This is a genomic window from Alkalihalobacillus sp. R86527 (genome assembly GCF_042466185.1).
Classification (GTDB): Bacteria; Bacillota; Bacilli; order Bacillales; family Guptibacillaceae; genus Guptibacillus.
On the sequence record NZ_JAXHBW010000001.1, the window covers coordinates 1,200,681 to 1,224,910 of the forward strand.

The following is a 24,230-nucleotide window of genomic DNA, read 5'->3' on the forward strand; positions in this document are numbered from 1 at the left end:
TGGCATAGATGATTGGGGAAAATGCTTAGGGGGTAATACAATGGCTCAGAAAATACTTGTTGTTGAAGATGAGATGTCTATTCAGACGCTGCTTCAATTCAATCTTGAACAAGCCGGTTATGAAGTTGTAACTGCAGATGATGGAGCTGAAGCTCTTGAAAAGGTTGAATTAGAAAAACCAAATTGCATCATTCTTGATTTAATGTTGCCTGAGATGGACGGACTTGAGGTTTGCAAAGAAATGAGAAGCAGACATATCTATACACCTGTCCTCATGCTGACTGCTAAGGATGATGAGTTTGATAAAGTATTAGGGCTTGAGCTTGGTGCTGATGATTATATGACCAAACCGTTTAGTCCACGAGAAGTAGTGGCACGTGTTAAAGCGATTCTTAGGAGAATAAAACAGTTAGAAGATATGAAGTCGTCGACTACAGAAGAGGGAGAAAAAATACAGGTTGGCGAGTTAGATGTCTACCCGAATAATTATGAAGCATACTTCCGGGGAGAACTGATGGAAGTCACGCCAAAAGAGTTTGAGCTACTCGTTTATTTAGTTCGACATAAAGGAAGAGTTCTTACACGGGAGCAGCTATTAAGTGCTGTCTGGGATTACGACTTTGTAGGGGATACTCGAATTGTTGATGTTCATGTTAGTCATTTAAGAGAGAAGATTGAACAAAATACTCGCAAACCTGAGTATATTAAGACGATACGAGGTCTTGGTTATAAGTTAGAAGGGCCATCAGCCTGATGAAGCGATTCCAGTCGCGCTTTCTAAATGGGCAATTTATTGTACTATTTTTAGTATTCATTATGATGGTCGTGATTCTTGGAAACATATTCGAAGGAATCTTGTTTGCAGAAGCTAGTAATGAAAAACTGAGGAATATGTGGTTGGTGCTTAGTATTACTTTTGGAGTTGCTTTTTTGCTTTTTGTATATATAAGCATTGGAATTTCGAGTAGGCTGACAAAGCCTCTCGAAGGTGCGCTGAAAGTTGCGAATGAACTTGCGTCAGGTAATTTTAAAGCACGCACGTATGAATATAAGTTAGATGAAACTGGACAATTTAGCCATGCTCTAAATATCCTTGCTAGAAATTTAGAGAGTATGACTAACTCGTATGAAATTCAGCAGAATCGATTAATGACGTTAATTGAAAATATGAATAGCGGGTTGATCCTAATCGATGTAAAAGGTCATATCAATTTGGTGAATCGCTTTTACAAAGATACGTTCGGCATCGATACCAATGATTACATAGACGAACTTTATTATGACTCTATTCCATACAATGAAATTGTTCAACTAGTGGAAGAAACGTTAATGATTGAAGGCACCGTTCGTAAACAAGTTGAACTTCCAGTAGGATTAGAATTTCGTCATTTCGATGTTTCTGGTGCTCCTATTCTTGCTCATGATGATCAGATGAAAGGCGTTGTGCTGGTATTTCATGATATTACAGATTTGAAGAAACTTGAGCAAATGAGAAAGGATTTTGTAGCGAATGTCTCACATGAACTCAAAACTCCTGTCACCTCGTTAAAAGGGTTTGCCGAAACGTTATTGGATGGCGCGATGGAAAATAAGGAGTTTCGTACGAGGTTTCTTACAATCATTCACGATGAAAGTGATCGCTTGCAAACCTTGATACAAGATTTGCTTGATTTATCTAAGATGGAACAGAAACACTTTTCGTTAAATTGGCAGGACGCTAATCTTCAAGAAATTGTTGACGATTGTGTGCTCATGACAAAAAACAAAGCCGATCAGAAGGCGATTGAAGTGCTGGTTTCATATGAAGGGAATACAGAAATCAAAGGGGACGTTCATCGTCTAAAACAAGTGTTTTTGAACTTGATATCCAATAGTTTAACGTACACACACGAGAATGGAAAAGTAAGGATTAACGTAAAAGAACACGACGATACAGTAGAATTCACGATTGCTGATAATGGCATTGGTATAAAAAAAGAAGCCCTACCGAGAATCTTTGAGCGCTTTTATCGTGTTGATAAGGCTAGAAGTAGAAATCTAGGTGGAACTGGTCTTGGTCTTGCGATTGTGAAACATCTCGTGGAAGCACATAATGGTAAAATATCTGTTAATAGTGAGCCGGGAGAAGGGGCGACCTTCACAATAACGCTTCTAAAAGAACGAATTTATTAATGTTTACGTTAATTTTACACTTTGTTTATACGCCCTTAAAATTATTTCTGTAAAGTAACAATTGACCCCTTCATCATGACTAGAGCATGATCTTAGACGAGTTCTACTCGTCTCAGGTTGTCGAGAAAGTCTCGACAACCTATTTTTTTTGCCTTTTTTTATTTCACCCTTTTGTTAAGCTAGAGATAGATTCTTTTTAGGCGGTGATGTAATGTTTCAATCTAAGAAAGATCGGCAGAATGAATTAGAAATGGTAACGATTGATGAACTTGTCCCTGATAACCACTTATTACGTAAGATCGACCACTACATAGATTTCTCCTTTATCCCTGAAAAAGTCCGTCCTTATTATTGTGAAGACAACGGCCGTCCATCCCTTGATCCCCTAGTATTATTTAAGATGATGTTTATTGGATATATTTACGGCATTCGCTCTGAACGCGAATTAGAGCGTCAAATTCAAACGAATGTCGCGTACCGGTGGTTCCTCGGATTGAATTTAACCGACGCCGTACCCCATCACTCTACGATCAGCTGGAATCGCAGAATGCGTTTTAATGAAACAGATATTTTCCAAGAGGTTTTTGATGAGGTCGTCCACCAGGCTATGAACCATCGAATGGTGTCAGGACGAGTTCTCTACACCGATTCCACACATCTAAAAGCGAGCGCGAATAAGAAAAAGTTCTCCAGGAAAGACGTTCATGTAGAAACGGCCGACTATATAGATGAACTCAATGAAGCAGTGGAACAGGACAGGTCTGATCATGGAAAAAAGCCTCTAAAAGAAAAGAAGGAGGTGAATAAGACGAAGGAAATCAAAGTCAGTCATACTGATCCTGAGAGTGGTTATTTATATCGAGAACATAAACCTGAAGGTTTCTTTTACTTAGATCATCGCACCACAGATATGAAATTCAACATCATTACCGACGTCCATATTACTCCAGGTAATATTCACGACTCCAAACCTTATTTACAACGGTTAGACCGCCAGGTAAAACGCTTCGGTTTTAAAGTAGAAGCAGTCGGTCTAGATGCAGGATACTTAACAGCCCCTATTTGTCACGGACTCGAACAACGAAACGTATTTGGCGTTATCGCTCATCGTCGCTACCAAAGTAAAAAAGGATTTCTTCCGAAATGGAAATACAAATATGATGAAAACCTCGATCGATATGTTTGTCCTCAGGGTGAGGCACTGGCGTACGCGACGACGGACCGAGAAGGGTATCGTCACTATAAGTCGGACCCCACGAAATGTAAGACTTGTCCTCTTCTGGCACATTGCACTGAGAACCAGAAGCACCAGAAAACCATCACACGCCATGTGTGGGAAGGGGCAAAAGAAAAGGTTCGTCAGAACCGACTTTCCAATGAGGGAAAGTGGATTTATCGCATGAGAAAAGAGAAGGTTGAGCGTAGCTTCGCAGATTCAAAAGAACTGCATGGGCTGCGTTATTGTCGCTTGCGTGGAAAACAAAAAGTAAGAGAACAAGCGTTACTGACTGCCGCCTGTCAGAATATGAAGAAGATTGCCCTTCACTTAGACCGGGTGAGCTAGGTGAAGGAGAGTTTTTTTCATAGTACTAACATTAAAATTTAAAAAAACGACCTCAAAATACAAACCAACAAAAAAAGCTTGTAGAAGAACCTGGGGTTCCTCTACAAGCTGAGACGAGTTCTACTCGTCTCTTTTTTTTGGAAACGAACGCAATCACACCTGTTTTTCATTCTTGATGCCGTCATGGTAAAATGAGTGAACAGGTGTTTTTGTAGTGATTAATGAAAAACATACTTAAAGGTTAATTGAATAGAATGGGAGGCTTACCATTGAAGAATAAACTTGTGCTGATAGATGGTAACAGTATAGCGTATAGAGCTTTTTTTGCATTGCCCCTTTTAAATAATGATAAAGGTGTATATACAAACGCAGTTTATGGATTTACAACGATGCTTTTGAAAATTATTGAGAACGAATCACCTACTCATATGCTGGTCGCTTTTGATGCAGGTAAAACTACTTTTAGACATAAGACCTATACAGAATATAAGGGTGGAAGACAGAAAACACCATCTGAATTGAGTGAGCAATTTCCTGTTATCCGTGAAATGCTAGATGCGTTTAATATAAAGCGATTTGAAATAGAGAATTATGAAGCGGATGATATTATCGGTACAGTTGCTGGAATGGCTAGTAAAGAAGACTGGGATGTCAAAATCTACTCCGGTGATAAAGACCTTCTTCAACTCGTTTCTGATAAAGTGCATGTAGCTTTGACTAGAAAAGGAATAACAGATATCGATACATACGACCCAGCATTTTTGAATGAGAAATATGGAATAACGCCAGAACAAATCATTGACATGAAAGCGTTGATGGGAGATAACTCAGATAATATTCCGGGAGTTCCAGGTGTTGGTGAGAAAACTGCGCTTAAACTCTTAAAAGAATATAGCACCCTAGAAGGCGTCTATGATTCAATCGATCGCGTATCAGGGAAGAAGTTAAAAGAAAAATTAGAAGATAATAAAGATAAGGCGATGATGAGTAAAGAACTTGTTACCATCTTCAAAGAAACCCCTTTGTCAATCGGAATTAGCGATATGGTGTATGAGGGGTTTAAAACTGAAGCAGTAAGTGAATTTTTTCGTGATTTAGGTTTTAAAACACTTCTTGATCGTATTGGTGGAGAGAGTGAAGAGGAAGAGGTAATGGATGAGCTTAAAGTCGAATTTCTAGAAGAAATCGAAGAAAGTCATCTTGCAAATCCATCTGCATTAATTGTGGAGGTAATGGAAGAGAATTACCATAATGCGGAAATCCAAGGTTTTTCACTTGTTAATGAGAAAGGGAATTTTTATATTCCTAGAGATACAGCATTGGAATCCGAACTGTTTCAATCTTTTCTTCAAGATGAGTCCAAAAAGAAATGGGTGTTCGATGCGAAGCGAGCAGTCGTAGCTCTTGGCTGGAAAGGAATTCACCTTAAAGGGATTACATTTGACCTTGTTATCGCGTCATACCTTCTGAACCCATCAGAATCGACACATGATCTATCCGCTATTTCAAAACGTGAAGGCTTTTCGGTGGTTTCTTCAGATGAAGCGGTTTATGGTAAGGGTGCGAAACGCGCTGTTCCAGGTGAAGAAGACCTTGCCGATCATTTAGTGCGGAAAGGGTATGCAGTTTATCAGCTGAAAGAGACGCTGGAAGAGCAATTAAACAAGAATAACCAAATTGAACTATTCCATGATTTAGAGATGCCTCTGACCATAGTGTTAGGTGAAATGGAGACGCAGGGTGTTAGTGTCGATGTCGAACGCTTAGAAAAGATGGGGAAAGATCTAAATAAGAAGCTGAAAGAAATTGAAGAACGTATCTTCGATTTAGCACAGACTGAATTTAATATAAATTCTCCAAAGCAACTTGGAGAAGTACTCTTTGAAAAGCTAGAGTTACCTGTTATAAAAAAAACTAAGACTGGTTACTCTACCTCTGCAGATATCCTTGAAAAACTAGAAAGTAAGCATGACATTATTCCTGAAATCTTACATTATAGGCAGTTAGGGAAATTGAATTCAACATATATTGAAGGTTTATTGAAAGTAACATTTAGGGAAACTGGCAAAATCCATACGCGATTTAACCAAGCTCTTACTCAAACCGGAAGACTTAGCTCTACTGATCCGAACCTACAAAATATCCCGATTCGTTTAGAAGAAGGAAGGAAAATCCGTCAGGCATTTATTCCTACTACAAAGAATTGGGTAATGTTTGCGGCAGATTATTCTCAGATTGAATTGAGGGTTCTTGCTCACATTGCACAGGATGAAAACCTGATTGAGGCTTTTCAAAATGGTGAAGATATCCATACGAAAACGGCAATGAACGTATTTAGCGTATCCAAAGAAGATGTTACATCGGAGATGAGAAGACACGCAAAAGCTGTGAATTTTGGTATCGTCTACGGTATTAGTGATTATGGACTCTCACAGAGTCTAAGCATTACGAGGAAAGAGGCTTCCGAATTTATTGAACGATATCTTGAAAGTTTTCCAGGTGTAAAGCAGTATATGGAAGATGTCGTTTCTAAAGCAAAAGAGGACGGGTATGTTTCTACTCTTATGAATAGAAGACGTTACTTGCCGGAGATCAATGCAAGAAACTTTAATCAAAGAAGTTTTGCAGAACGAACGGCTATGAATACCCCTATTCAAGGGACAGCTGCCGACATTATCAAAAAAGCCATGGTCGAAATGGATAAACGTTTGAAAGACGAAAAACTTGAAACTAGAATGCTACTGCAGGTACACGATGAACTTATTTTCGAGGCGCCTGAAGAAGAAATCGAAACATTGAAACGCATTGTACCCGATGTTATGGAAACTGCTATTGAACTAGTCGTTCCTTTAAAGGTTGATTATGAGTATGGCTCCACTTGGTATGATGCAAAGTAATTCGCATCAAAGGAGAGAGAAATATGCCGGAGTTACCGGAAGTAGAAACGGTTAAACAAACACTACAGGATTTAATTATTGGGAAGAAAATAACAGATGTTGTGATCAAGTGGCCGAAGATTATAAAGTCGCCTGATGATAGTGAAGAGTTCAGAATGAAAGTAATCGGTCAGACGTTTACTGGAGTAAAGAGAAGAGGGAAGTTTCTAAAACTTTTATTAACAGAAGATGTCATCGTGTCTCACCTTCGTATGGAAGGAAAATATCGTGTGGCGAGAAGTGATGAAGAATTCGACCATCATACTCATGTTTTCTTTAAATTTGAGGATGGAACAGAGCTTCGTTATCATGATGTGCGAAAGTTTGGTACGATGCATCTGTTCCCTTTAGGTACAGAAGAAGAGCTTCTACCGCTAGCTCAGCTAGGTCTCGAGCCGTTTTCTGAGCAATTTACACCAGAAGTGTTAAAAAGTGGATTTCGAAAAACAAGGCGGCATGTGAAAACAGTTTTACTTGATCAAACGATTGTCGTTGGACTTGGAAATATTTATGTAGATGAAGCGCTATTCAAAGCAGGGATTCATCCTGAACGAGTAGCCTCTACGTTAACAAATAACGAATTGGTTCCACTTCATGAAGAGATTATTGTAACCCTTAAAGAAGCTGTGGAAAAAGGCGGTAGCACGATAAGGTCGTATGTTAATAGCCAAGGCAAAATCGGTACTTATCAAGACAGCCTTTTTGTTTACGGTAGAGTGGGATTATCGTGCAAAAGGTGTGATCACCTCCTTGAGAAAAAAGTTGTGGGGGGTAGAGGGACAACTTATTGTCCTAACTGTCAGAAGAAAAGTTGATTCGTAGCGTTGGAAGGGCTCTGTTCATATACTATCAAAGATTTTAGTATGGAAGGAGCTCGCCAATGTACTGGGTTTCACTATTCTTTCTCGCTTTTGCTGTAAGTGTCGATGGGTTTGGAGCTGGCTTAACATACGGATTACGAAAGATGAAAATTCCGTTTAAATCGATTATTATTTTAACGATTTGTTCTGCAGTTTCCATGCTTGTCGCGATGGGCATGGGATCTATTCTACAATTATGGATATCTGATACGCTCGCTCAGAGAATTGGAGGAGGCATCCTCATTGCTCTTGGTGGCTGGGTATTGTATCAAATGATTCGCGGTGGAAGTGATGCTGAGAAAACGGTATCTGAACGAATCTTACTTCATTTTGAAATAAGATCACTCGGAGTTGTAATCAGCATTTTACGAAAACCAACTACAGCGGACTTCGATGATTCAGGAACAATAACCGGTATTGAGGCCGTGATGCTTGGGGCTGCACTTTCGCTTGATGCTTTCGGTGCGGGTATCGGGGCGTCGATGATAGGATATGCACCTGTTCAAACCGCTCTATTGATCGCGTGTATGAGCTCGCTTTTTGTATTTTTAGGGTTGAAATGTGGAAATTTAGCTTCGGGAATGAAATGGGTGGATAAACTTTCTTATCTTCCCGGTTGTTTACTGATTATTATTGGTTTTATGAAGATGTGAGAGGAGGTAACGTATGAATATTGGACTTACCGGAGGAATTGCTAGTGGAAAAAGTACAGTGGCAGAAATGATGAGATCTCTTTCTCTCCCTGTTATCGATGCCGACATTATTGCAAGGGAAGTTGTTGAGCCCGGTGAGCCAGCATTAGACGAAATCGTCCATGTCTTTGGTGAAGAAATGAGAAATCATGATGGTAGTCTTGATCGGAAGAAATTGGGATCAGTTATATTTGGGGATGATGAAAAGAGATCGAAACTCAACAAAATCATCCATCCCGCTATACGGAAGCGTATGCTCAATGATGCAAAGACGTATAAAGAGAATGGACATAAGCATGTTGTTTTAGATATCCCACTTTTATTTGAAAGTGAGCTTGAATACCTTGTTGATCGTATCCTGCTTGTTTACGTAGATTCCGAAACACAATTAAAGCGATTGGTCGAACGTGACAGTAGTTCAAGAGAAGAAGCGGCTCAGAGAATACGTTCACAGATTCCGATTGAGGAGAAAAAGAAATTGGCCGATGAAGTACTTGATAACACGGGTTCTCGAGAAGATACTGAGGAACAATTGAAAGTAATCCTGGAAAAATGGGATATAGAATAAGTCAAAACACGTCGAAATGACGTGTTTTTGTTTTAGGCTGAAAACCTTTAAGTTATTATTTTTGAGGGTTAATTACCTATATCTCCCCCTTTTTGGGTAAATGGTGTAAATAAATCTTTTAAAATGCATATTATATGTTATACTAATCGTGAGAAAAATAAAAAGAGTATAACACATAAATGGTGGGAGGAACGCTGGATGAAATCAAGAATAGCGATTAATGGCTTTGGACGAATAGGGCGTATGGTATTTAGAAAGGCGATTACTGAAGAGAGTTTGGAAGTAGTAGCAATTAACGCCAGTTATCCACCTGAAACGTTAAGTCATCTAATTAAATATGACAGTATTCATGGAACGTTTGATGGAGAGGTTACTCCTAGTGAAAACGGGATTAAAATAAACGGTAAAGAAATCAAAGTAATAAGTGATCGCGATCCTAGTAATCTCCCATGGAATGAACTCAATATAGATATTGTGATTGAAGCTACTGGAAAGTTTAATTCGCGCGACGGTGCAGGACTTCATCTAGATGCTGGAGCTAAGAAAGTTATTATTACCGCACCTGGTAAAAATGAAGATCTAACAATTGTTATGGGCATAAATGAAAGCGAATACAAACATGAAGAGCATCATGTATTATCAAATGCATCATGTACAACGAATTGTCTAGCTCCAGTTGTTAAAGTTCTAGACAAATCATTCGGCATCTTAACAGGGATGATGACAACAGTTCATGCTTATACAAATGATCAGAAAAATATTGACAACCCTCACAAAGATTTAAGAAGAGCGAGAGCGTGTGGGCAATCCATCATTCCTACAACAACTGGTGCGGCAAAGGCCATTTCCAAAGTTTTACCTCACCTTGATGGAAAGCTTAATGGTATGTCACTTCGAGTGCCGACACCAAATGTATCCCTAGTGGATTTAGTGGTCGATTTAAAGAAAGATGTAACTGTTGAAGAAGTAAACGATGCGCTAAAAGCAGCTTCAGAAGGTCCACTTCGTGGAATTTTAGGCTTCTCCGATGAGCCGCTTGTTTCGATCGATTACAATGGAAACGCTAATTCATCTATTGTTGATGGTCTTTCAACGATGGTGGTCGAGAATAATAAAGTTAAAGTATTAGCTTGGTACGATAACGAGTGGGGCTACTCATGTCGAGTTGTCGATATGGCGAAATATGTTGGCGAGAAAATACCCAGTCAATCCGAAGTAAGCGTTTAAGTAAGAAGCAGGGCTAAATTCCCTGCTTCTTTTTTTTGTATTATGACAAAATTTCAGCTATAGATAGAAGTAGAATACTATTCCTCTTATTGATGAAATTTTGTAGTTGCAAATCTATTTTAAAAGCATTATACTATTTTTCGTGAACTTCTTTTATAGCAAATTGGCGTTGAAAACTACTTAAAGGGTTAGGACCTCATCGGACTAACTTTCCCCCGTGGTGGATTTTCAATACCGCATGCTAATCGCATGAGTAAAATTAAAGGGGGATATTTAAAATGGAAACAATTGGACGACATGTTATTGCTGAATTATGGGGCTGTAACATCGAAAAGCTTAACGATATGAAACTTATTGAAGAAACGTTTGTAGAAGCAGCACTCAAGTCTGGAGCGGAAGTCAGAGAAGTGGCATTTCACAAATTTGCACCCCAAGGTGTAAGTGGTGTTGTTATTATTTCTGAATCACATTTAACGATTCATAGTTTTCCTGAGCACGGCTATGCAAGCATCGATGTATATACTTGTGGTGATCTTGATCCTAATGTCGCGGCTAACTATATTGCAGATGCACTTGGTGCCGATACTAGAGAGAACATTGAATTGCCACGTGGAATGGGACCTGTGAAACCAAGACTTAGAGAACAAGAATCAGCGTTTACTTCATAAACTATATTAGAATGACTAAAGGAGTGCTATTGCACTCCTTTTTCTTATGTTTTAAATCATTAAACGGATTTGTAGTGAATTGATTTCTTTCACTTTTCTTGCTATTCTAATAAAAAATAAAGGAGGAACACGGTGGGGATAAAAGACTTTTTTACTAATAGAGCGGAAACAGGAGAAATGCATCCGAACGAATCACTTAAAACACATTATTTTAAAACAACCAAGGAACAAGGCTATAAAGCAGCTAAGGAAATGTTGCAAAAGCAATATAAAGGCGAAGTAGTCACAGATTCTCTTGATCGAGGAGAATTTGTGTTTCAGATAAATGAAGGAAAGAAAGCTCTTATCGTTGTAACAGTCGTCTCAGTACGAGCGTACAGCACGGCGATAGACTTCTCTGTTTCTACAGAAACCCCTTTACCAGTTGATTTTGGCTATAGTAAGAGAGTTATAGAATCAGCTTATCAAGCGCTCCAAAAACAGCTTACTTTCTTAGGAACTGGACACTCAAATTAGTTTTAGGAATAGTGAACTTCTTTAATCTGTGCTAAAATAGGAAATAGAAATCTTGTTCGTTTGGTGGAGATGATCTGATGCGTTGTCCCAACTGTAATAATAATGGAACACGAGTGCTAGATTCCAGGCCTGTCCATGAAGGTAGGTCTATTCGTAGACGTCGTGAATGTGAATCTTGTACGTACCGTTTTACTACTTTTGAAACGGTTGAAGAAATTCCGCTTATTGTTGTTAAGAAAGAAGGAACAAGAGAGGAATTCAGTAGAGACAAAATTTTGCGTGGTTTAATCAAAGCATGTGAAAAAAGACCAGTTCCTTTAGAAACTCTTGAAAAAGTAGTGAATGAAATTGAACGTGAATTGCGAAATCAAGGGGCTTCCGAAATAAGCAGTGACGTTGTTGGTGAGCTTGTTATGGATCAACTCGCCAGGGTAGATGAAGTTGCCTATGTAAGGTTTGCTTCAGTATATCGTCAATTTAAAGATATCAATGTGTTCATTAAAGAACTGAAAGAATTGATAAACAGAGCAGAGTAAAGAAAGAGAGCTTAGACTAAGCTCTTTTTTTGTACGTAAAGAAGACTAATTATAGTAGTGAAGTACAATAATAAGAAAGAAAATAAAGGTGAAGCATATGCATTGGAAAGAACTGCTACCTGTTGATACGTTCCAAGTGGAGGCTGCGGGCCTTTTGCATGAATATGACAGGAAGATATTAACGCTTTTGTATCAGCCTCTTATTGGTGCTGAAGCCTACAGTTTATATATGACGCTTTGGAGCACGTATGAACATCAAGTCTCTAGCCCTTCTACTATGACTCATCATAGTTTAAAGGTTATGATGAGGTGGGATTTAAAGAAAGTTCTTGAAGAAAGAAAGAAGTTAGAGGGGATCGGTCTAATTAAAGTTTACTTGAAAAAAGGTGACGATCCGAGACATTTTGCATACGAATTACATCCTCCTCTAACACCAGAGCGCTTTTTTAATGATGGTGTATTAAATATATACCTTTATAATAGACTCGGAAAAAATCGCTATAATGAGCTAAAAAAACATTTCTCGAATCAGTACATCGATTTCGAAGAGTACACTGATGTGACTGCATCGTTTAATGACGTTTTCGATTCACTTCATCCATCGGAAATGGTATTAGCAGAAGAAAGTGAAGAGACAGATGTTTCTGCTGTTGGGCGCAGTGACAATAAAGGACTCGTGTTCAGTTCGCCTCAATTTGATTTTGAAGTGATGAAGCAGCATATTTCTGATATGATTGTATCAAATCAGATGCTCACTACATCTGTTAAACAGACAATTGAGCGTCTTGCTTTCGTCTACAAAATCGAGCCATATGAGATGGCCAGAATTGTTGAACAGGCTGCTATCCATCATGATCAGCTAACTGAAGATTTATTACGTAAGGAAGTTAGTAGCTGGTTTGCGCTAGAAAACAAAGGAAAAGTACCTGCGTTACAAATGAGGAAACAACCAACAGAATTACAAGAGTTCCATAAAAAAGAACCATCAACAAATGAAGAAAAAGCTGCTCAACGTTATGAACAGATGACACCATATGATATCTTGCAAAGAGCTGCTGCCGGAGGGAAACCTTCACAAGCTGATATGCGAATGGTTGAGCGAATTATGGATGAGCAAAACTTAAATCCAGGTGTGATGAATGTTCTCTTGGATTTTATTTTAGAAACACAGGACAAGAAGCTCTCTAAGAATTACGTCGAGAAGTTTGCGAGCCATTGGGCGAGAGCAAATGTGAAAACGGTTAGAGAAGCTATGAATTTAGCGATTAAAGAATTGGAACAACCTTCTCCTAAGAAAACTGGGAAGCAACCTTCGAACCGAAATAGACCTTCGACTAGAACTGATAAAGTACCGGAGTGGATTTCGAATCCAAAAGAGCCTGAAATGGACGAAGGAGAGCGTGCTGAAAAGCAGAAGCAGCTTCAGAAATTCTTAAGTAAATACAAAAAAGATTAGAATGAAATGATGAAAGCGGGTGAAATTTAGATGGAATCCATTCAAGAATCTTTTAATAAAATGCCTGCCAACAATAAAATTCAACAGCAATATAAAGAAATGAAGAAGGCGATTATGGCTGACTCTCATATCCGAGCTTTTTGTGAAGAACACGAAGAAGTCGATGATAAAATGATTGATCGAAGTCTCGCAAGACTCTATGAATTCACAACACAAACGAAGGGGTGTGAAGGATGCCCTGGACTTTCAGAGTGTATTAACATGATGGATGGATATGAGCCGGAATTATTTATAAACCGAACCGTGATTGATATTCGGTACAACCGATGTCCTACAAGAATTCAAGAGGAAGATAACAAGAAGCGTAATGAAATGGTGAAAAGCTATTATATTCCTAAAGAAATTCTTAATGCTACTTTCGCTGACATCGACGATGATGGTGGGAGAATTGAAGCATTTCAAGCAGCTGATCAGTATGTTGAAGATTTTGTTCCTGGTGAGACGTCGAAAGGACTTTATATCCATGGAGGCTTCGGAGTAGGAAAAACCTTTCTCCTTGGGGCGATTGCGAATCAGCTCGCGAAAGAAAAAGGGGTTCAATCTCAGTTTATTTATACCCCCGACTTCTTTAGACAAATGAAGAGTGCGATTCAAGATCAATCCATCGATGAAAAACTTAACTTTTTAAAAGAAACGCCGCTTCTTATATTAGATGATATTGGTGCAGAAAATATATCGACATGGGTGCGAGATGATATATTAGGAACCTTGCTTCAATATCGTATGACTGAGGGACTCCCTACACTGTATTCGTCCAATCTTGACTATGATTTGCTCGAGGAACACCTTGCTTATTCTAATAAAGCAGGTGTTGAATTAACGAAAGCAAAGAGAATTATGGAACGAATAAAACATTATACGACGCCTGTTTTTCTAGAAGGGAAAAACAGACGGAAGTAAGCCCTCCCTTTCGGAAGGCTTCTGGCTGTCGAGAAAGTCTCGGCAGCTTTTTTATGGACTGTTCCTGCTAAAAATTCTCTTCAAGTTGTAAACCTTCCACTACTGGTGGAAGTTTTTTTATTTTCTTTCATTCATCTTTTATGTAGTAAGACCATATAGTTGCTAATAAGAAGGTGGACAGGAGGGAGAAATGTTGATTTCACTGACGTTCAAAAATAAAGCAGACTTTGAATTTGTACATACAGCGTTAATTACTCGTCTTAAAAGAAGCAATAAAAGCACACTCATAGATGAAGGAGAATTGGTTTTATCGGTATCGGTCGAACCATATGATTCCAGAACGTGTTTTGAAATTGCTGATTGCCTCGCTCTCTGTATTAAGACCACCTATGAAAAGGCATGGATGCAGAATATATTAACTTCTGCCTATTACTTTAAAGATATGGAAGAAATAGATGAAATCTGCGCTTTAGCTAGAAGTATTGGAGATGGTGATCGTATCGACGTTCCGAGAACAGAAGCATATCGAGAGCGCTTCACTATTCTAAGAGATTCAGCTTTTTGTTGCGTCGAACAAGGTGGCACGATTTCGTTTGATTCCTTTCTAGTTTTTCGTACAAGACAGTATAAGAAACTCCTCTCAAGCTTGGTAGCAGAAGCAATTGATGAATATAAACTCGAGCAGGAATATCAAAATTTCATCGAAGATCTGAGACAATTGCTTCAGCTTCGATCATCTAAGAAAGAAAAAATGAACCTTCTGTACGACGGGAGTTATCACCTGATAGATGAGAATGGGAATAAGTTCAAAGTAAAACAATGTGAGATGTGTTTTGAGGAGCTTCCGAATGCATTAACAACCGATGAAATAGATCCCGAAATTTTGTTGCCGCTTTTATATTTTGCTCCTGAGAAAATCAATGTCTTTACAGATCAAATGGAAGAAGGTTTGACGCAAACAATTTGTAATGTCTTTCAAGAACGGCTGCGTTTTTTCCCATTTCATATGTCTAAAATATTTTTTTCGGGAAATCATTAGAAATAGGCTTGATTTTATGAAGGCGACTACTTATAATACCTACATAAACATATATTGAGAATCGTTATGATAAGGATACGAGATGCTTTGTCAACTTTCAGAGAGGGATGAAATGGTGCGATCATCCTAGTGTGAAGAGTATACTTACCACCTTTGAACTCCGCTCAGGAAATAGTGCGGCGTTTGTGCTACGTTACAGCAGTCTGAGCCGCCGCGGAGTATCTCCTGGCGGGAAGCAGGGTGGAACCACGAGATCAACACTCGTCCCTTTTGGGATGGGTGTTTTTTATATGCATAAAAAAAGGAGTGAAGAACATGGCTGAATTAGTAAATATTACATTTCCTGATGGTTCTGTTAAGGAATTTAATAAAGGAACGACTACTGAAGAGATTGCGAGTTCTATTAGCCCAGGTCTTAAAAAGAAAGCTGTTGCAGGTAAATTAAACGGTGAAACGATCGACTTAAGGCGTGAAATTGAGGAAGACGGCACAATCGAAATCGTAACTCCTGATAGCGAAGATGGACTAGAAGTTCTTCGCCATAGTACTGCACATTTGATGGCACAAGCGATCAAGCGTCTGTTTAAGGATGTAAAGCTTGGTGTTGGACCTGTAATCGATAGTGGTTTTTATTACGATATTGATTGCCCAGAGTCTATTACACCAGAGGATCTTCCGAAGATCGAAAAAGAAATGAAGAAGATCGTGAATGAAAATCTCGAAGTCCAACGTAAAGTTGTTACGCGTGATGAAGCAAAGAAAATGTACGAAGAAATCGGCGATGACCTTAAACTAGAGCTTCTTGAAGCTATTCCAGCTGATGATAAAGTTACAATTTATGAACAAGGTGAGTTCTTCGACCTTTGTCGTGGACCTCATGTTCCATCTACTAGTATGATTAAAGCCTTTAAACTGCTCTCTATAGCGGGTGCTTACTGGAGGGGCGATAGTGATAACCAGATGCTTCAACGTATTTATGGTACTGCTTTCCCGAAACAGTCCCAGGTGGAAGAATACCTTCAATTGTTAGAAGAAGCGAAAGAACGAGATCATCGTAAGCTAGGAAAAGAATTGAAGCTCTTCACAATTTCCCAAGAAGTAGGTCAAGGTTTGCCAATCTGGCTTCCAAGAGGAGCGACGATTCGCCGTACAATCGAGAGATACATCGTAGACCTTGAAGAACGTTTGGGATATAACCATGTGTATACACCTCACTTAGCAAACGTAGATCTATATAAAACAAGTGGACACTGGGAGCATTATCAAGAAGATATGTATCCACCTATGAAAATGGATGAAACAGAGGAATTGGTTTTACGTCCAATGAACTGCCCTCACCACATGATGATTTACAAAAATGATCTAAAGAGCTATCGTAGCCTTCCATATCGTGTGGCGGAACTAGGTACAATGCATCGTTATGAGATGTCTGGAGCACTAGCTGGTCTTCAGCGAGTACGTTCTATGACTCTTAATGATGCGCACATCTTCTGTCGTCCTGATCAAATCAAAGAAGAATTCATTCGCGTAGTTAAATTAGTTCAAGAAGTGTATGAAGACTTCCAAATTAACGATTACTATTTCCGACTTTCTTACAGAGATCCTGAAGATAAGAAGAAGTATATCGATAATGATGAAATGTGGAATAAAGCACAGGCGATGCTGAAAGACGCGATGGATGACCTTGACGTCGAGTATGTTGAAGCAGAAGGTGAAGCGGCATTCTACGGCCCGAAATTAGACGTACAAGTTAAAACTGCATTAGGTAAAGACGAGACGCTTTCAACAGTCCAGCTTGATTTCCTACTTCCAGAACGCTTTGACCTCTCTTACATCGGAGAGGATGGCGGTCAGCATCGTCCGGTTGTAATCCACCGTGGTGTTGTTTCAACAATGGAACGTTTCGTTGCTTTCCTAATTGAAGAATACAAAGGGGCATTCCCTACATGGCTAGCACCTATACAGGCAGAAATTATACCTGTGTCAGAAGTACATCTTGACTATGCGAAGAAAGTTCAAGAGAAACTTCAGCGCGAAGGTATCCGTGTAGAAGTTGATGAGAGAAATGAGAAGATTGGTTACAAAATCAGAGAAGCTCAAATGCAAAAGATTCCTTATATGCTTGTTGTAGGTGATAAAGAAGTCGAAGCTGAAGCGGTTAATGTTCGCCGTTATGGACAGCAGGATTCTGAAACAGTTGCCCTTAGCGAATTCACTTCGAATATAGAAAAAGAAATCAAAGATAAAAAATAATTATAAAAGTCGGCTTCTTGCCGGCTTTTTTATGTTATGCTAGGATAGTCATCTGGTAATTCCCTTAGACAATATCAATTTTCAAAAAACCCTTGTCAGCGTCAGGAAAATCAGATATGATAATCAAGTGCGCTTCAAATGAATTCTTTCATGTCGCCTTGACATAGTTTGAAACAGCATGGTATACTGTCTTAGGTAATTAAATATCGGGAAACAAAGCAAGCAGAAGCGCCCGCTTCTCACCTGATTGACGCCATTACGGTAGTTTGCAGGTACCATTGTTTATGTACTATGTAGAGAATGTGTGGGTGTCGTATGCGCCGACGCTTTTTTTTATGCTTTGAACCGAATAGATAATTTAAGGACATCTTGTTAGATGATCACATCGAACAATTAACCATGGAGGTGGCTGATTATTAGTAGAGACATGAACGTCAATGAGGGCATCCGTGCCCGGGAAGTACGTCTCGTTGGTGCAGACGGAAACCAAATTGGTGTGAAATCAAAAAATGAGGCATTAGATATGGCTCGAAACGCAAATCTTGATCTGGTTATGGTTGCTCCAACCGCAAAACCTCCAGTATGTCGTATTATGGACTACGGAAAGTTTCGCTATGAGCAGCAAAAAAAGGAAAAAGAAGCGCGTAAGAAACAAAAGATTATTACCGTTAAAGAAGTTCGCTTAAGCCCGAATATCGAGGAACATGACTTCAATACGAAACTTCGTAATGCTCGTAAGTTTCTTGATAAAGGCGACAAAGTGAAGGCATCGATCCGTTTCCGCGGTCGTATGATCACACACTCTGATATCGGTAAAAAGGTGCTTGAGCGCCTTGCAGAAGATTGCAAAGATATCGCAACTGTTGAGTCCAAACCAAAAATGGAAGGGCGCAGCATGTTCCTTATCTTAGCACCAATCAGCGAAAAGTAATTCTTTAAGGAGGAACTCACTCATGCCAAAAATGAAATCTCACAGTGGAGCTTCAAAGCGTTTTAAGAAAACTGGATCAGGTAAACTTAAGCGCAGCCGTGCTTTCACTAGCCACATGTTCGGTAATAAGACTCAAAAGCAGAAGCGTAAGCTTCGTAAAGCTTCTCTTGTGTCTGCTGGTGACTTCAAGCGTATCAAAGCGCTAATCTACAACAAAAAGTAATCGTTTAAAATCATACATTGATACACAATTAGGAGGGGTTTAGTATGCCAAGAGTAAAAGGTGGCTACGTAACACGTCGCAGACGTAAAAGAACGTTAAAACTTGCAAAAGGATATTTCGGATCTAAGTCTTTGCTTTTCAAAGTTGCTAATCAGCAAGTTATGAAATCAAACATGTACGCTTATCGTGACCGTCGTCAGAAAAAGCGCGACTTCCGTAAGCTTTGGATCACTCGTATTAATGCTGCTGCTCGCATGAACGGTCTTTCTTACAGCCGTCTAATGTTCGGTCTTAAGACAGCTGGTATCGACATTAACCGTAAAATGCTTGCTGAGCTTGCAATTAGCGATGAAAAAGCATTCGCACAACTTGCATCTAAAGCAAAAGAAAACTTGAAGTAAGTAGAAAAGCCATCCTCATCATGTGAGGATGGCTTTTTATGTGAGGAGATAAAATTGATGAATCTATTAATACTATACATCCTACTTATGAATGTATGTAGTTACATAATGATGGGAGTAGATAAAAGAAAGGCAAAAAAGCGTAAATCGAGAATATCGGAAAGAACGTTATGGACATCTTTTCTTGTAGGAGGGGCCATAGGCGGTTACGTTGGTATGAAGCGTTTCAAACACAAAACAAAGCACGCTACGTTTGTTTATGGGTTACCTTTTGCAATTCTTTTAAATATAGCATCCTTCGTAGGTTTTTATTATTTAGGGTAGTGTTTTGAAAACATAGGAGTAGAAATCATAATTCCCAAAATATAACTATTTCGTGATTCTGTTCTGCGAGCAACTATAATAGCGTAATATTTGTATTTAGTACATCAGTTTAGCCAACATGACGATGAGAGATAGACCAACACTTACGGCGGCATAGATAAGATGTCTCCCATTGTCATACCAAAAAGTGATCATAGTGGTGACAAGCTTATCCATTCCAGTTGTCTCCTTTTCCCGACTTTGTCTACGTATGACTAAGAAATATTCCAATAGCTTACCGCGGGTTTTGACATAACTGCTCGTCTCATGTCATAAAAGTAAAGGAGAAGGGGGGAACATCATGAATGAGCTTGTCCTGCCTCTCGTTGAAGTTGTTTCGAACAGTGGAGTCTATGCCCCGCTTTATTTTATTGTTCTTCATTTTCTACGACAGTTTATATTTGTGCCAGTAAGTGTGATTTGCATGGCAGGAGGCGTCATGTTTGGCGCGGTGTATGGAACGATATATTCTGTAATCGGGATCACGGTCGTAAGTATCGCTTTTTACTTCGTTATCAAGCGCTCTCCATTTTTGTTTAAAAAAATAACTAAAATAAAGAAAAAATGGATGAAAAAACGAATGCCGATGTCGGTTGGTCAAATAGCAATTTTACGATTAGTACCTTTTGTGCATTTTCATTTTATTTCACTTTGTCTAATCGAAGTTTCGAAGGATTTTCAGGGGTATTTAAAATCATCTTTTCTTACTAATATACCGCTTGCGTTACTTTATTCTTTTTTTGGAACGGCCATCAGAGGGCTTGAACCTCAGTTAATTGTTTTATTAATGCTAGGATTAGCGATCTTATTTCATTTATTAAGAAGAAGAGAGTGGATTATGAAGTGGGAGGAATTTTTTCAGCCAGTAAGATAAAAAAACGTCCTTGCCACTAGTGGCGAGAACGTTTTTTTACTATGAGTTTTCTCGATGACGAAGAAATTCTTTTACTGGACTCTTCCATTTAATTTCAGCACATGGATACCGCAGGTCCATTTCTTTTTCAAGGAAATAAAAATCTTCTTTTTCGAGCAAATATAGTTCAGAGGCATTTTTTACGCTCACTGAAATGGTAATGATGTCAAAGGAGTTATCTGTTGTACCAAGGTATTTCTCACCTTCGAATAAAGCACCTTTGTACGTGACTAGAAAGTTCTTTCTTGCGTTAGTCGTGTCATCTAAGAAATAATACTGTTTATGATCGTGGGCTTTTTCAAGTTTCCTTTTTGGATCAGCAAAAAAACGGATTACTGAATACGCAATAAGTACCATTGCAGCAAGAATAACTAAACGAAACAGAACAATAATCATTTGGCAGCACCTCGTTTTCACTATGCTTCATTACTATTTACGTTTATGATTAAGAAAGGTTTCAAAAAAACTATTATTATTATATGGAGAGGACGATAAACTTGAACTTTGAACGCTTACTTGAACTTCAAAAAACATTAGATGATCGAATCTTAGATGAGCATCATCTTCATACTAGCGATCTCTTTAGTAGAAAACTTCTTGCTCTACAGGTCGAAGTGGGGGAGCTAGCTAATGAAACAAGGTGCTTTAAGTTTTGGAGTACTAAATCCCCTGCTCCAAAAGAAATCATTCTAGAAGAATATGTAGATGGTATTCACTTTATCCTATCGTTAGGTCTTGAACTTGGTATCTCAGAAGTCTCGTCATATGAGCAAAAGGACGTTAGTCAATCGCCAGTTATAGCGTTCCAAGAAGTATACCATGCAATCGACATTCTTAGGGAAAATCAGAATGTAGAATCATTTCATGTATTGCTAGAGAAATATTTGCAACTTGCGATAGCAATCGATCTTAACATCGATGCAATCGAACGTGCATACTTAAAGAAGAACGAAATAAACCATCAAAGACAAAATCAAGGGTATTAGATGTAAAAACGTTCTCAATTGTGTAACATTTCCAAAAACGTTATAATGAACAGTGAATGTATACATATTAAGGAGGAACTACATATGACGAAGCTAGATGAAACATTACAGATGCTTAAAGAATTAACGGATGCAAATGGTGTGCCAGGTAACGAACGCGAACCTCGTGACGTTATGAGAAAGTACATTGAACCACTTGCTGATGAAATGATGACTGATAATCTTGGCAGTTTGATCGCTATGAAAAAAGGAAGTGCGCAAGGACCTAAAATCATGGTAGCTGGTCACCTTGATGAAATTGGCTTCATGGTAACTCGCATTGATGACAAAGGTTTCTTGTGGTTCCAAACAGTTGGTGGCTGGTGGGAGCAAGTAATGCTTGCACAGCGTGTTAACGTTATGACAAGAAAAGGAAATATTATGGGAGTCATCGGTTCAAAGCCTCCTCATATTCTTCCTGCCGAGCAGCGCAAGAAATCGATCGACAAGAAAGACATGTTTATCGATATTGGCGCATCAAGTAGAGAAGAAGCGATGGAATGGGGAGTAAAGCCAGGTGATTCGGTAGTTCCTGTTTGCGAATTCACTGTCATGAACAATGAGAAAATGCTAATGGCTAAAGCGTGGGACAACCGTATTGGCTGTGCGATCGCAATTGAAGTTCTTCGCAAACTACAAGGAGAAGACCATCCTAACACAGTATATGGTGTAGGAACGGTACAAGAAGAAGTCGGTCTTCGCGGAGCAACGACTGCTGCAAACATGATTAAACCGGATATCGGCTTTGCTGTCGATGTAGGTATTGCTGGAGATACTCCAGGGGTATCAGATAAAGACGCTCAATCCAAAATGGGTAAAGGACCTCAAATCATTATGTACGATGCATCAATGGTTAGTCACAAAGGGTTACGTGACTTCGTTACAGATACAGCTGACGAAAATAACATCCCTTACCAATTCGACGCGATTGCAGGTGGTGGAACAGATTCAGGTAAGATTCACCTAACAGCAAACGGTGTACCAGCACTTTCCATCACAATCGCAACACGCTACATCCACACACACGCAGCCATCCTGCACCGTGACGACTTCGAAAACGCAGTTAACCTAATCGTAGAAGTTATTAAGAAAATGGATGATGAGAAAGTTAAGGAAATTACGTTTAACTAAGAAAAGCGAAGACGAGCGTTTAGAAACGGAGATATTGGAACTCTTGAAATAGAACACGCTTTTTGTGTTCTGTTGAAAGAGTGAAATATCGTAGTTTCTGCGAGTCGTAGCTGGACAAAAGAAAAGCGAAGTTTCGCGTTTAGACACGAAGTCATTGGAGCGCTCACAAAAGAACACGTTTTTTGTGTTCATTTGTGAGAGCGAAATGGCGTAGTGTCTGCGAAACGCAGCTGGACAAAGAGAAAAACGAAAGCCCATCTCTGCTCTGAGGCGATGTCTAGCTCCAGGAACCAGGTCCTCGGGTCGCTTCAGCTTTTCAAATGAACACAAAGAACGTGTTCATTTGAAAAGCCTCCAGCGCCTTTCGGACCTAACCGGTTCCTTCCGCCTTTCGATGTCTAGCTGCAGTGGGCCAAATCCTCCGGTCGTTTCACCCTTGCGATTGAGACACAAATCGTCTCATTCGCAAGGGCTCCAACGCCCTGCGGATTTAAACGGCCCCCTTCCGCCTTTCAATGTCTAGCTGCAGGAACCAGGTCCTCGATCGCTTCACCTTTCAACCTGAACACAAAAAGCGTGTTCAAATTGAAAGGTTCCAGCGCTTGTCGGACCTAAACGGTTCCTTCCGCTTTTCAAACACAAAATCCGGTGGCATTTGCCACCGGATTTTGCTTATTGTACGCCTTGAGCCATATAAGTGAGCATTTGCTGACGCTCTTCTTCTGGTGCTTCTTTCCAAAGAATTTCGAAAAGGACACCAAGACCTGGTAACATTTTTTCTTCTCCGCTTTGCATCGCATCGAGAATCGTCGCCTCTATCTGATCCTCATCGTTACCAGATACGTTAGCAAGGATGGCTTTTCTTAAGTTAAGGTCCATGCTTTCCACCTCACCTTTCTCATTCGCTTGGAAACCAAGCAACCTTAGTATGAACGAAAGAGTCATTTTTCATGAATTGTATTGGAAACTTCTTGTTGATGCGTCTATAATGGAATCATTGAAAAATGAAGGAGAGCACTATGCTTATTGAATCTGTTAAAAACCAAAAAGTGAAAGACTGGAAGAAACTCCAGACAAAAAAAGGGCGAGAGAAAGCTTCTGCGTTTCTAATTGAAGGACCTCATATTGTTGAAGAGGCAGCAAAAGCAAACGCACTTGTGAAGGAAATCATTTTATCGGAAGGTACGGACTTTGAAGTTGATTTGTTTAATAATCAACCAACAGTCTATACTGTTACTGAGAAAGTGATGAAGGAAATAACAGCGACTGAAACGCCGCAAGGTATTATTGCTGTATGTGAAATGACTGAATCAGTTATAGCGGATAAAGGCAAATTTATTCTGTTAGATGCCATTCAAGACCCAGGTAATCTTGGAACGATAATACGGACTGCTCATAGTGCTGGATACGATGGTGTTTTGCTTGGAAATGGAACGGTCGATCTTTATAACAGCAAGGTTTTACGTTCTACCCAAGGATCACTTTTTCATATACCAATCAAAAAAGTTGATCTGCAAGAAGCAGTACAAGGCTTTAATCACGCAGGGCTTTCCATTTATGCAACTGAAGTAAGTGGAGGTACACCGTATAATCAGCTTCAAGGTCCTGAGCACTACGCAATCATTATGGGAAATGAAGCGAACGGTGTTTCGAAAGATCTTCAAGAACTCGCACATGAGAACGTATATATCCCCATTTACGGTGGAGCAGAGTCATTAAATGTTGCTGTTGCAGCTGGAATCTTGATGTATGGATTGTTACCGTCATAATCAGGCTTGCAGACTTTGCGTTTTTTT

General features: G+C 39.3%; 25 protein-coding genes and 1 other annotated feature. Of the genes, 23 read left to right on the plus strand and 2 right to left on the minus strand.

Going from position 1 to position 24,230, the window contains the following annotated elements; genetic code table 11:
- The first annotated feature begins 40 nt into the window (after positions 1-40).
- The 20 genes from SJY16_RS06065 to SJY16_RS06160 all read left to right on the plus strand — a co-directional run bounded on the left by SJY16_RS06065 (position 41) and on the right by SJY16_RS06160 (position 20,239).
- Complete coding sequence (locus SJY16_RS06065; protein WP_377888205.1) at positions 41-754, plus strand: response regulator; 714 nt, start codon at positions 41-43, stop codon at positions 752-754.
- Positions 754-2,172 (plus strand): two-component system histidine kinase PnpS, encoded by a 1,419-nt coding sequence (gene pnpS, locus SJY16_RS06070; RefSeq protein WP_377888206.1) that lies wholly within the window; start codon positions 754-756, stop codon positions 2,170-2,172. Before SJY16_RS06065 ends, pnpS begins: the two co-directional genes overlap by 1 nt.
- A 211-nt stretch (positions 2,173-2,383) precedes the next feature.
- A complete protein-coding gene (locus SJY16_RS06075; protein WP_377888055.1) occupies positions 2,384-3,736 on the plus strand; it encodes an IS1182 family transposase in 1,353 nt (450 codons plus the stop codon).
- Between the two features lie 254 nt (positions 3,737-3,990).
- Complete coding sequence (polA, locus tag SJY16_RS06080; protein WP_377888207.1) at positions 3,991-6,633, plus strand: DNA polymerase I; 2,643 nt, start codon at positions 3,991-3,993, stop codon at positions 6,631-6,633.
- A gap of 23 nt (positions 6,634-6,656) precedes the next feature.
- Positions 6,657-7,487, plus strand: coding sequence for a DNA-formamidopyrimidine glycosylase (gene mutM / locus SJY16_RS06085; RefSeq protein WP_377888208.1), 831 nt, complete (start codon positions 6,657-6,659; stop codon positions 7,485-7,487).
- A gap of 65 nt (positions 7,488-7,552) precedes the next feature.
- Positions 7,553-8,185, plus strand: coding sequence for a sporulation membrane protein YtaF (gene ytaF, locus SJY16_RS06090; RefSeq protein ID WP_377888209.1), 633 nt, complete (start codon positions 7,553-7,555; stop codon positions 8,183-8,185).
- Positions 8,186-8,198: 13 nt separating this feature from the next.
- Positions 8,199-8,792: a dephospho-CoA kinase gene (coaE, locus tag SJY16_RS06095; RefSeq protein WP_377888210.1), complete on the plus strand. Its 594-nt coding sequence runs from the start codon at positions 8,199-8,201 to the stop codon at positions 8,790-8,792.
- Between the two features lie 198 nt (positions 8,793-8,990).
- Entirely contained in the window at positions 8,991-10,019 is a 1,029-nt protein-coding gene (locus SJY16_RS06100; RefSeq protein ID WP_377888211.1) for a glyceraldehyde-3-phosphate dehydrogenase, read from the plus strand.
- 278 nt (positions 10,020-10,297) lie between these two features.
- Positions 10,298-10,687 carry an adenosylmethionine decarboxylase gene (gene speD / locus SJY16_RS06105; RefSeq protein ID WP_224878703.1) on the plus strand — a complete coding sequence of 130 codons (390 nt, stop codon included), beginning with the start codon at positions 10,298-10,300 and terminating at the stop codon, positions 10,685-10,687.
- A 132-nt stretch (positions 10,688-10,819) separates the two neighbouring features.
- Positions 10,820-11,203, plus strand: a complete 384-nt coding sequence (locus SJY16_RS06110; protein WP_377888212.1) for a cytosolic protein — start codon at positions 10,820-10,822, stop codon at positions 11,201-11,203.
- 77 nt (positions 11,204-11,280) lie between these two features.
- On the plus strand, positions 11,281-11,739 hold the full coding sequence (gene nrdR, locus SJY16_RS06115) for a transcriptional regulator NrdR (protein ID WP_377888213.1): 459 nt from the start codon (positions 11,281-11,283) through the stop codon (positions 11,737-11,739).
- A 97-nt stretch (positions 11,740-11,836) separates the two neighbouring features.
- Complete coding sequence (locus SJY16_RS06120; RefSeq protein ID WP_377888215.1) at positions 11,837-13,195, plus strand: replication initiation and membrane attachment family protein; 1,359 nt, start codon at positions 11,837-11,839, stop codon at positions 13,193-13,195.
- Between the two features lie 30 nt (positions 13,196-13,225).
- Positions 13,226-14,155 carry a primosomal protein DnaI gene (gene dnaI, locus SJY16_RS06125; RefSeq protein WP_377888216.1) on the plus strand — a complete coding sequence of 310 codons (930 nt, stop codon included), beginning with the start codon at positions 13,226-13,228 and terminating at the stop codon, positions 14,153-14,155.
- Positions 14,156-14,345: 190 nt separating this feature from the next.
- On the plus strand, positions 14,346-15,194 hold the full coding sequence (locus SJY16_RS06130) for a putative sporulation protein YtxC (RefSeq protein ID WP_377888217.1): 849 nt from the start codon (positions 14,346-14,348) through the stop codon (positions 15,192-15,194).
- Positions 15,195-15,509: 315 nt separating this feature from the next.
- Positions 15,510-17,447: a threonine--tRNA ligase gene (gene thrS, locus SJY16_RS06135; protein ID WP_377888218.1), complete on the plus strand. Its 1,938-nt coding sequence runs from the start codon at positions 15,510-15,512 to the stop codon at positions 17,445-17,447.
- A 214-nt stretch (positions 17,448-17,661) separates the two neighbouring features.
- Positions 17,662-17,786: a sequence feature (ribosomal protein L20 leader region), on the plus strand.
- 88 nt (positions 17,787-17,874) lie between these two features.
- The gene (gene infC, locus SJY16_RS06140; protein ID WP_377888219.1) at positions 17,875-18,378 is read left to right on the plus strand and encodes a translation initiation factor IF-3; all 504 of its coding nucleotides are present in this window, start codon (positions 17,875-17,877) and stop codon (positions 18,376-18,378) included.
- A 22-nt stretch (positions 18,379-18,400) separates the two neighbouring features.
- Complete coding sequence (gene rpmI, locus SJY16_RS06145) at positions 18,401-18,601, plus strand: 50S ribosomal protein L35 (RefSeq protein ID WP_377888220.1); 201 nt, start codon at positions 18,401-18,403, stop codon at positions 18,599-18,601.
- Positions 18,602-18,645: 44 nt separating this feature from the next.
- Entirely contained in the window at positions 18,646-19,002 is a 357-nt protein-coding gene (gene rplT, locus SJY16_RS06150) for a 50S ribosomal protein L20 (RefSeq protein ID WP_377888221.1), read from the plus strand.
- A gap of 57 nt (positions 19,003-19,059) precedes the next feature.
- On the plus strand, positions 19,060-19,326 hold the full coding sequence (locus tag SJY16_RS06155; RefSeq protein WP_377888222.1) for a DUF1294 domain-containing protein: 267 nt from the start codon (positions 19,060-19,062) through the stop codon (positions 19,324-19,326).
- Between the two features lie 340 nt (positions 19,327-19,666).
- On the plus strand, positions 19,667-20,239 hold the full coding sequence (locus SJY16_RS06160; RefSeq protein ID WP_377888224.1) for a TVP38/TMEM64 family protein: 573 nt from the start codon (positions 19,667-19,669) through the stop codon (positions 20,237-20,239).
- A gap of 39 nt (positions 20,240-20,278) precedes the next feature.
- On the opposite strand, the gene SJY16_RS06165 is transcribed toward SJY16_RS06160, so the two are convergent.
- Positions 20,279-20,674, minus strand: a complete 396-nt coding sequence (locus SJY16_RS06165) for a sigma-w pathway protein ysdB (RefSeq protein WP_224878689.1) — start codon at positions 20,672-20,674, stop codon at positions 20,279-20,281.
- A gap of 101 nt (positions 20,675-20,775) precedes the next feature.
- Between SJY16_RS06165 and SJY16_RS06170 the strand changes: the two genes are divergently transcribed.
- Together SJY16_RS06170 and SJY16_RS06175 are read left to right on the plus strand one after the other, a co-directional pair.
- Complete coding sequence (locus SJY16_RS06170; RefSeq protein WP_377888225.1) at positions 20,776-21,264, plus strand: dUTP diphosphatase; 489 nt, start codon at positions 20,776-20,778, stop codon at positions 21,262-21,264.
- A gap of 84 nt (positions 21,265-21,348) precedes the next feature.
- Positions 21,349-22,434, plus strand: coding sequence for a M42 family metallopeptidase (locus tag SJY16_RS06175; RefSeq protein WP_377888226.1), 1,086 nt, complete (start codon positions 21,349-21,351; stop codon positions 22,432-22,434).
- 672 nt (positions 22,435-23,106) lie between these two features.
- Here SJY16_RS06175 and sspI read toward each other — a convergent pair.
- The gene (gene sspI, locus SJY16_RS06180) at positions 23,107-23,313 is read right to left on the minus strand and encodes a small acid-soluble spore protein SspI (RefSeq protein WP_224878686.1); all 207 of its coding nucleotides are present in this window, start codon (positions 23,311-23,313) and stop codon (positions 23,107-23,109) included.
- A 140-nt stretch (positions 23,314-23,453) separates the two neighbouring features.
- Between sspI and SJY16_RS06185 the strand changes: the two genes are divergently transcribed.
- Positions 23,454-24,203: a TrmH family RNA methyltransferase gene (locus SJY16_RS06185; RefSeq protein ID WP_377888227.1), complete on the plus strand. Its 750-nt coding sequence runs from the start codon at positions 23,454-23,456 to the stop codon at positions 24,201-24,203.
- Positions 24,204-24,230: the final 27 nt, after the last annotated feature.